General features: G+C 39.5%; 7 protein-coding genes. 2 read left to right on the top strand and 5 right to left on the bottom strand.

Translation table 11 applies throughout. The features are described 5' to 3' along the window. The 5 genes from VNZ46_RS14200 to pyrF form a co-directional block, all read right to left on the bottom strand. The coding region (locus VNZ46_RS14200; protein ID WP_325560746.1) for an MBL fold metallo-hydrolase at nucleotides 1-288 on the bottom strand (288 nt) is incomplete at its 3' end. Next, complete coding sequence (locus VNZ46_RS14195; RefSeq protein WP_325560745.1) at nucleotides 288-941, bottom strand: outer membrane lipoprotein carrier protein LolA; 654 nt, start codon at nucleotides 939-941, stop codon at nucleotides 288-290. The genes VNZ46_RS14200 and VNZ46_RS14195, both read right to left, overlap by 1 nt. Nucleotides 942-978: 37 nt before the next feature. After that, nucleotides 979-3555, bottom strand: a complete 2577-nt coding sequence (locus tag VNZ46_RS14190) for an FtsK/SpoIIIE family DNA translocase (protein ID WP_325560744.1) — start codon at nucleotides 3553-3555, stop codon at nucleotides 979-981. 111 nt (nucleotides 3556-3666) lie between these two features. Continuing rightward, nucleotides 3667-3888 (bottom strand): PspC domain-containing protein, encoded by a 222-nt coding sequence (locus tag VNZ46_RS14185; RefSeq protein ID WP_108553784.1) that lies wholly within the window; start codon nucleotides 3886-3888, stop codon nucleotides 3667-3669. Nucleotides 3889-4022: 134 nt separating this feature from the next. Continuing rightward, on the bottom strand, nucleotides 4023-4853 hold the full coding sequence (gene pyrF, locus VNZ46_RS14180) for an orotidine-5'-phosphate decarboxylase (RefSeq protein ID WP_325560743.1): 831 nt from the start codon (nucleotides 4851-4853) through the stop codon (nucleotides 4023-4025). 266 nt (nucleotides 4854-5119) lie between these two features. Here pyrF and rho point away from each other — a divergent pair, with 266 nt between their 5' ends. Together rho and pssA are read left to right on the top strand one after the other, a co-directional pair. Then, nucleotides 5120-6814: a transcription termination factor Rho gene (rho, locus tag VNZ46_RS14175; protein ID WP_325560742.1), complete on the top strand. Its 1695-nt coding sequence runs from the start codon at nucleotides 5120-5122 to the stop codon at nucleotides 6812-6814. Nucleotides 6815-6817: 3 nt separating this feature from the next. Further along, nucleotides 6818-7361: CDP-diacylglycerol--serine O-phosphatidyltransferase (gene pssA, locus VNZ46_RS14170; protein WP_325560741.1), on the top strand; the 544-nt coding region annotated here is incomplete at its 3' end.

Below are 7361 nucleotides of genomic sequence, written 5' to 3'. Positions count from 1 at the left end.
ATTCTTTTTCAACAGGTAGTTAAAGGGTCTGATATCATCCAAGCCTGCAATATGATCCTTATGCTCATGTGTATAAATGATCGCATCGAGATCCTTAACGCCGGCCCGGAGCATTTGATAACGAAAATCGGGACCACTGTCAATAACAATAGTTTTATCTTCTGTTTCTAGAAGAACAGAAGTTCTGAGGCGTTTATCCCTATAGTCATCAGATAGGCAAACTTCACAGCCACAACTAATGACCGGAATTCCCTGTGAGGTACCTGTTCCTAAAAACGTTACCTTCATTACCTCAAATCAACTAACTCTACACCAGGATATTTTTTTGCATCAAAAATAAAGGTGCTTTCAGGCACTTTGACATTCGGCACAAAGGATTTAACGTTATAAGTATATTTATTTCCGTTCTTATCAAAAATTACCACACCAGAGATCTGTTTAGCAATTTTATCTATACTTAGCCTCACCTTAAAATAGGGCTTTTTAATATCGTTTGGTGCCAGGTCAACCATTTGATAAACCTTCCCTGCAGATTTACTTTCGCCAGTATAGATAGACTTAAATCCTTTTTCGTACATGGTAAAAATTCGGGCTGGATTTAGGGCATCGCTACCATTATCTACATTAGAAACTTGTACCTCTTTATCTGCTTTAAGGTAACTCCACTGGCTTTTACCGTCACTGATCAGATCTTTATCGTCCATGCTCATTTTATATTTATTTGCATTGGCCTTGACGTACAATGTGCCTTTTTGGCTTTCTTTTACTTTAGCTTCAGGATTATCTATGGTAAAAACAAACTCTGCCTTTACCACGTCATAGGATCTGTATTTCTTGCTTACTTCTGCTAAAATAGATTTGGCCTTTGCTTCTGGTTGTGCCTGTCCGGGGATATAAATCCCTGCAATTAACATGAACAACAGGACTGTTATCTTTCTCATAAAAAAAATTTTTACAGGCTTTGAACTACCTGATGAACTAATCGTTTAAGTTATTCAAGAATTGTTCCAAAGCATACTCATCAGGAATTAATACCTCCCTGGCTTTACTTCCTTCAAACGGCCCAACAACACCTGCTGCTTCAAGCTGATCTATGATCCGGCCAGCCCGGTTGTAACCAAGTTTCAATTTGCGTTGGATCAAAGAAGTAGAACCTTGCTGATGCATAACAATTAATCTGGCAGCATCTTCAAACATAGAGTCTCGATCTGAAGCATCAAAATCCATTTTAGCGTTTTCAGCGGCTTCATCTACATATTCCGGCAATTGATAAGCCTCGGGATAACCTCTCTGATTACCGATGAATTCAGAAATTCGGTCTACCTCTGGTGTATCCACAAAAGCACATTGAAGCCTGATCAGATCGTTTCCTGTTGAAAGAAGCATATCCCCTCTACCAATCAGCTGATCTGCGCCCCCACTATCCAGAATGGTACGTGAGTCAATTTTAGAAAGTACTCTAAAGGCCAGTCTTGCCGGGAAGTTGGCTTTAATGGTACCGGTTATAATATTCACTGACGGACGCTGTGTGGCCAGAACCAGATGGATTCCCACCGCTCTAGCAAGTTGTGCCAATCTGGCAATCGGAGTTTCTACTTCTTTACCTGCCGTCATCATCAAATCTGCAAACTCATCCACAATCAACACGATGTATGGCAGGAATCTATGGAGGTTATTGGGATTTAACTTACGCTTAATAAATTTCTCATTATACTCTTTCAAATTTCTAACCTGAGCATCTTTCAACAGGTCATACCGCTGATCCATTTCGATACAGAGAGAATTAAGCGTATTAATTACTTTTTTAGTGTCTGTAATAATTGCATCAGCTTCCCCTGGAAGTTTAGCCAAAAAGTGCCGCTCTATCTTGTTAAATAAGGTTAACTCCACTTTCTTAGGGTCAACCAGCACAAACTTAAGCTGTGAAGGGTGCTTTTTATATAAAAGAGACACCAGAATGGAATTGATCCCTACAGATTTACCCTGACCAGTCGCCCCAGCAACAAGCAAGTGCGGCATTTTAGACAAATCGCCTATATATACCTCATTGGAAATAGTTTTACCCATTGCTATCGGCAGGTCCATTGTAGTTTGCTGGAACTTTTCTGTAGCCAGGATACTTCTCATAGAAACCATTTCAGGATGCATATTTGGCACTTCAATACCAATAGTTCCTTTTCCTGGCATAGGGGCAATAATACGTATGCCTAAGGCAGCGAGGCTTAAGGCGATGTCATCTTCCAGATTTTTAATTTTCGAAATCCTTACACCCGGAGCAGGTATAATTTCATAGAGCGTTACAGTTGGACCAATGGTCGCCTTAATCTTATCAATCTCGATATTATAATGGTTCAGCGTTTCTACAATCTTGTTCTTATTCGCCTCCAGCTCTTCTGCATTAACCGAGATCTTATTGGAACCATAGTTTTCCAGCAAGTCCAGATGCGGATACTTATAACTGGCCAGATCAAGTGTAGGATCATAGTTACCAAACTGCTCCACCAATTCTTCGGATTTTTTTTCCTCTTCTGTTTTCTCTATAGTAAGCTCCGGCTCAGCTTTAGGCGCTTCTGCCACCACTTCCATTTCAAATAATTTATTGGGCTGTATAGCGGAAGGGGGTGGTGTAGACGGACTTGGTGAAAGTACAATTGGTGTATTAGATACCGGCAAGGATACTGGAATAATTTCTTCTGGTTCCTCAGCCTTTCTTTCTTCAAACCTGTTTGGGTTTTGTACAATATTTTGTTCTTGTTTTCGCTGACTTGGAAAACGGTCTCTTACCGGGAATTCAACGGGCTCAGATTTGATCTCATTATCAAGCTCGACATGGTCCGGAACTTCAGGAACAATGTCCTTCTTTCGTTCCGGTAGCTTAAAGTCAATATTATAGGCAATAATAAGAATGGTTAAGGCCAGGAAAGCAACCAAACCACCTACCCCTGCCACACCAATCTGTGCAACCAGTAATTTATTGGTCCAATAACCAAACTCACCCTCAATGTAATGAGGGGCTTCTCCCATAAAAGAATGAGCAAAACCCAGTGTTAAAGAGGTAAACAACAGGAAAAACAAGCTGTATCCAAGAGTTTTCTCCATTGGGAAAATCCGAACTTTAAACAGCAGGCGGTATCCAATGACAAAAAACACAAAAATGAACAGGAAAGAAGCCAATCCAAACCACTCATAAATAAACTGATGAGACAATAATGCTCCAAACTTACCCAACCAGTTTTGTACAACCGGGGTCACGTTCATGGCTTTGAGCTCATCAAAAGTTTTAAATAAATTGTGCCACCCACCATTCGCATCAATCACATAGCTGTAATCGTCCTGCCATGTAAACAGGTAGGAAGTAAACGCGATAAGAAAATATAAAGACAGGATTACAAAAAATAATCCCAGAATTTTAATGACACGTTCATTATGAAAATCAAAGCTGGGCATTCTTGTCTGGAATCGCTCTCTTTCCGGTTTGGCCGACCTTGCTCCTTGTTTTTCCGCGGATTCGTTCTTGAATGAATTAGATTTAAATTGGTTTCCCCTTAGCGCCATTTTACTTTATTCGTATTAATCACCAGCAAATATAAAATATAAAAATTGTATGTATTGAGGATTGCAAGTACATCTATAATATATTTGAACATTACTGATCTGTTAGAGATTTTATACATCCCAGATTCTGAGTCTTATTTTTTTGATATAATGTCTTACATCCAGCACCAAAGCGGCAAGCACATAAAAGATAATTGGAAAACCTACCGCCAGAAAAGAGGAGTAGATAAAGAACAATCTGATCTTGCTGATGGATATATTCAGTTTATCGGCAAGGTAAGTACATACGCCAAAACTTTGCTTTTCAAAAAAAGTAACCACTCGCTGAAACATGTCAATTCCTTTAGTTTTTATTCTGGTCATACAATTTAGACATTTTTTTTGATTGCGAGCACTATTATTTAATCAAAAACGTATAAAAACCAGGAATCGGTATTGAATCAAAATATTTTATAAACTTCTGTAGCTTATACCAATCCGGCCTTCACCAGGATATCTTCCATTTCGCGTTGAAGTTTCTTTGCTTCCTCCCTTGCTTTTTCTGCAAAGTCCAGGCCCTTACCCGCATATATAATTCCTCGGGAGGAATTAACAAGTAGCCCACAAGTGGAATTTAACCCAAACTCACAAACATCCGACAAGCTTCCACCTTGTGCACCGACTCCGGGAACCAGTAAAAAGTTATCTGGAGCAAGTCTTCTGATATTTTCAAATTCTTTTCCTCTGGTCGCACCAACCACATACATCAACTGTTCTGCATTTGCCCATTGTGAAGAAATCCGAATCACTTCTTCGTATAATTTACCCTCAGGTACTTGCTGGGTCTGGAAGTCACTATGAGATGGATTCGAAGTTAATGCCAGTAAGATCACCCATTTGTCCTGATATTCCAGAAAAGGGCTTACTGAATCTTTACCCATATAAGGAGCAACAGTAATTGAATCGAAGCTCATTCCTGATTTCTCCGCGTTAAAAAAAGCATCAGCATACATTGCTGATGTATTTCCAATGTCTCCCCGTTTTGCGTCAGCAATGGTGAAAATATTTTTCGGAACATATTTCCAGGTCTCTATTAAACTTTCCCAGCCGCTTAAACCCCGGGCCTCATAAAATGCAGTATTGGGTTTATAAGCCACACAAAGATCTTGTGTTGCGTCAATGATCTGTTTGTTAAATTCCAGTACCGGGTCTTTATACTTAAGCAGATGTTCTGGAACTTGTTCAAGTACGGTATCGAGGCCTACACATAAAAAAGACCGTTTTTTCTGGATTTCTTCAAATAGCTGGGTTTTGTTCATCTGGTAAAATTTGTGCAAATATGTTAATTTTAAACAGGTATCGAGAAGGGATTTTTAAACTTTCTTGTAATTTATTTCTAAGATTTTCCTTTTTTTCTTGGAGATTAATTTACAAATACATACAATTGCAACATAATTCTCTAAAAGTTATCTGACCATTCCAGAAAATCTCAAACGTTTTGTTTCAAAATAACACTTACTCTTGCATTTTTTGCTTTGCTCAGTTGATAATTACTTTTAACAAAAATTCGCTACATACTACATAAATGTTTAACAAAACAGAATTAAATGAAAAACTCACTGCTGAATTGCGTGAGCTGGCAAAAGCTCAGGGCATCCTAAATGCTGATGAGTTACGTAAAGCCGAACTGGTAGAGATCATGGCTCAAATTACGAACCAGGACACTGCAACACTCTCACCCGGAACAGAAACTGTTCTGGAAAAAGTTGCTAAACCTAAATTAACTAAAGCTGCACCAACAGGTGATAAACCTGTAAGAAAACGCACACGCATTCCAGCGAAGGATGAGAAAGATACAGCAGCTCCAAATAAGGCAACGTTATTTGACACCCCCTCGGCAGAGCCGCTGGAAAGCCTTCCTGAAGTGCCTGCAGAAGAGCCGGCAGTAAAAACAACTTCACCTGTTGTACAGGCTGCTGAGAATAAAAAAGTAACTGAAGCACCAACTCCGGCCCCTGCTCCTGTACAAAACAATCCGGATCAGAAGAGGAATAAACCTGAGAACAGACCTAAAAACCCAAATGCCAACAATGGCAATAGCGGGAACAATAACGGAAATAACAATAAGCAACCTCAGAACGAAAACAGCTACTCGAATCTGGATTTCGATAATACCATTACCAACGAAGGGGTTCTTGAAATTATGCCTGACGGCTATGGCTTTCTGAGATCGGCTGATTATAACTACCTGTCTTCGCCCGATGATATTTATGTATCCCAGTCCCAGATCAAATTATTTGGACTGAAGACAGGAGATACAGTGAACGGAAGTATCCGCCCTCCTAAAGAAGGTGAGAAATATTTTCCATTGGTTAAAGTAGAAACGATTAACGGTCGTTTACCGGCAGACGTAAGAGATCGTGTTCCTTTTGATTACCTGACACCGCTATTTCCTACAGAAAGATTAAATCTGTTTACAGAAACCAATAATTACTCCACGCGTATCATAGACTTGTTTACCCCAATTGGTAAAGGTCAGCGCGGTTTAATTGTGGCACAGCCCAAAACGGGTAAAACCAATTTGCTGAAAGAAGTAGCCAACGCGATTGCGAAAAATCACCCTGAAGTTTATCTGATCATTCTTTTGATTGATGAACGACCTGAAGAGGTTACAGATATGGCCAGAAGTGTAAGAGCAGAAGTTATTGCTTCTACTTTTGATGAACCTGCAGAAAGACACGTTAAAATCGCTAACATTGTTTTAGACAAAGCTAAACGATTGGTAGAATGTGGTCACGATGTAGTTATCCTTCTGGATTCAATTACCCGTTTAGCGAGAGCATACAATACAACAGCCCCTGCTTCAGGAAAGATTCTTTCTGGGGGTGTAGATGCTAATGCTCTACATAAGCCAAAACGCTTCTTTGGTGCAGCACGTAATATAGAGAAGGGTGGTTCATTAACGATACTTGCAACAGCTTTAACGGATACTGGTTCAAAAATGGATGAAGTGATCTTTGAAGAATTTAAAGGTACAGGTAATATGGAACTACAATTGGATCGTAAATTATCGAACAAACGTATATTCCCTGCAATTGATATTACAGCCTCAAGCACCAGAAGAGATGATCTGTTACATGACAGAGATACTCTACAGCGTGTATGGATCTTAAGAAACCATTTGGCGGACATGAACTCTCAGGAAGCTATGGAATTTGTACAGGCACAAATAAAAGGCACAAAATCTAATGAAGAGTTTTTAATATCTATGAATAGCTAGATAATGAAGAAACACATTCCTAATGCGTTAACCTGCGCGAATCTTCTTTCCGGATGTATTGGGATTGTTTTTGCTTTTAAGGGCGAGTTTAATATTACAGCCTATGCGGTCTTAATGTCTGGGATTTTTGATTTCTTTGATGGATTTTCGGCCAGGTTGCTGCATGTAAAATCAAATATTGGTAAGGAACTGGACTCACTGGCTGATATGGTGAGTTTTGGTTTTCTTCCAGGAGTGGTCATGTTCCAGCTTTTATCCCAGAGCGACTACTCCTCGCCGTATTTGCCTTATTTTGGTTTCATCATCACTATTTTTTCTGCGCTCAGGTTAGCAAAATTCAATATAGATACCAGACAAACGGAAGATTTCATTGGTTTAAACACACCTATGAATACTTTATTTATCGTTTCACTTCCTTTTATTCAGAGAGATTACCCCGCATTGATCAATTCTACATTACTGCTTTTGGGTTTAACGCTGCTCATGAGCGGTCTTCTGGTAAGTGAAATCCGGATTTTCTCTCTTAAATTTGGCTCACTGGATTGGG

This window comes from Pedobacter sp. (assembly GCF_035566355.1).
Classification (GTDB): Bacteria; Bacteroidota; Bacteroidia; order Sphingobacteriales; family Sphingobacteriaceae; genus Pedobacter.
Note: the sequence above shows the minus strand (reverse complement) of the source record. Positions and strands in the feature narration are given on the sequence as shown.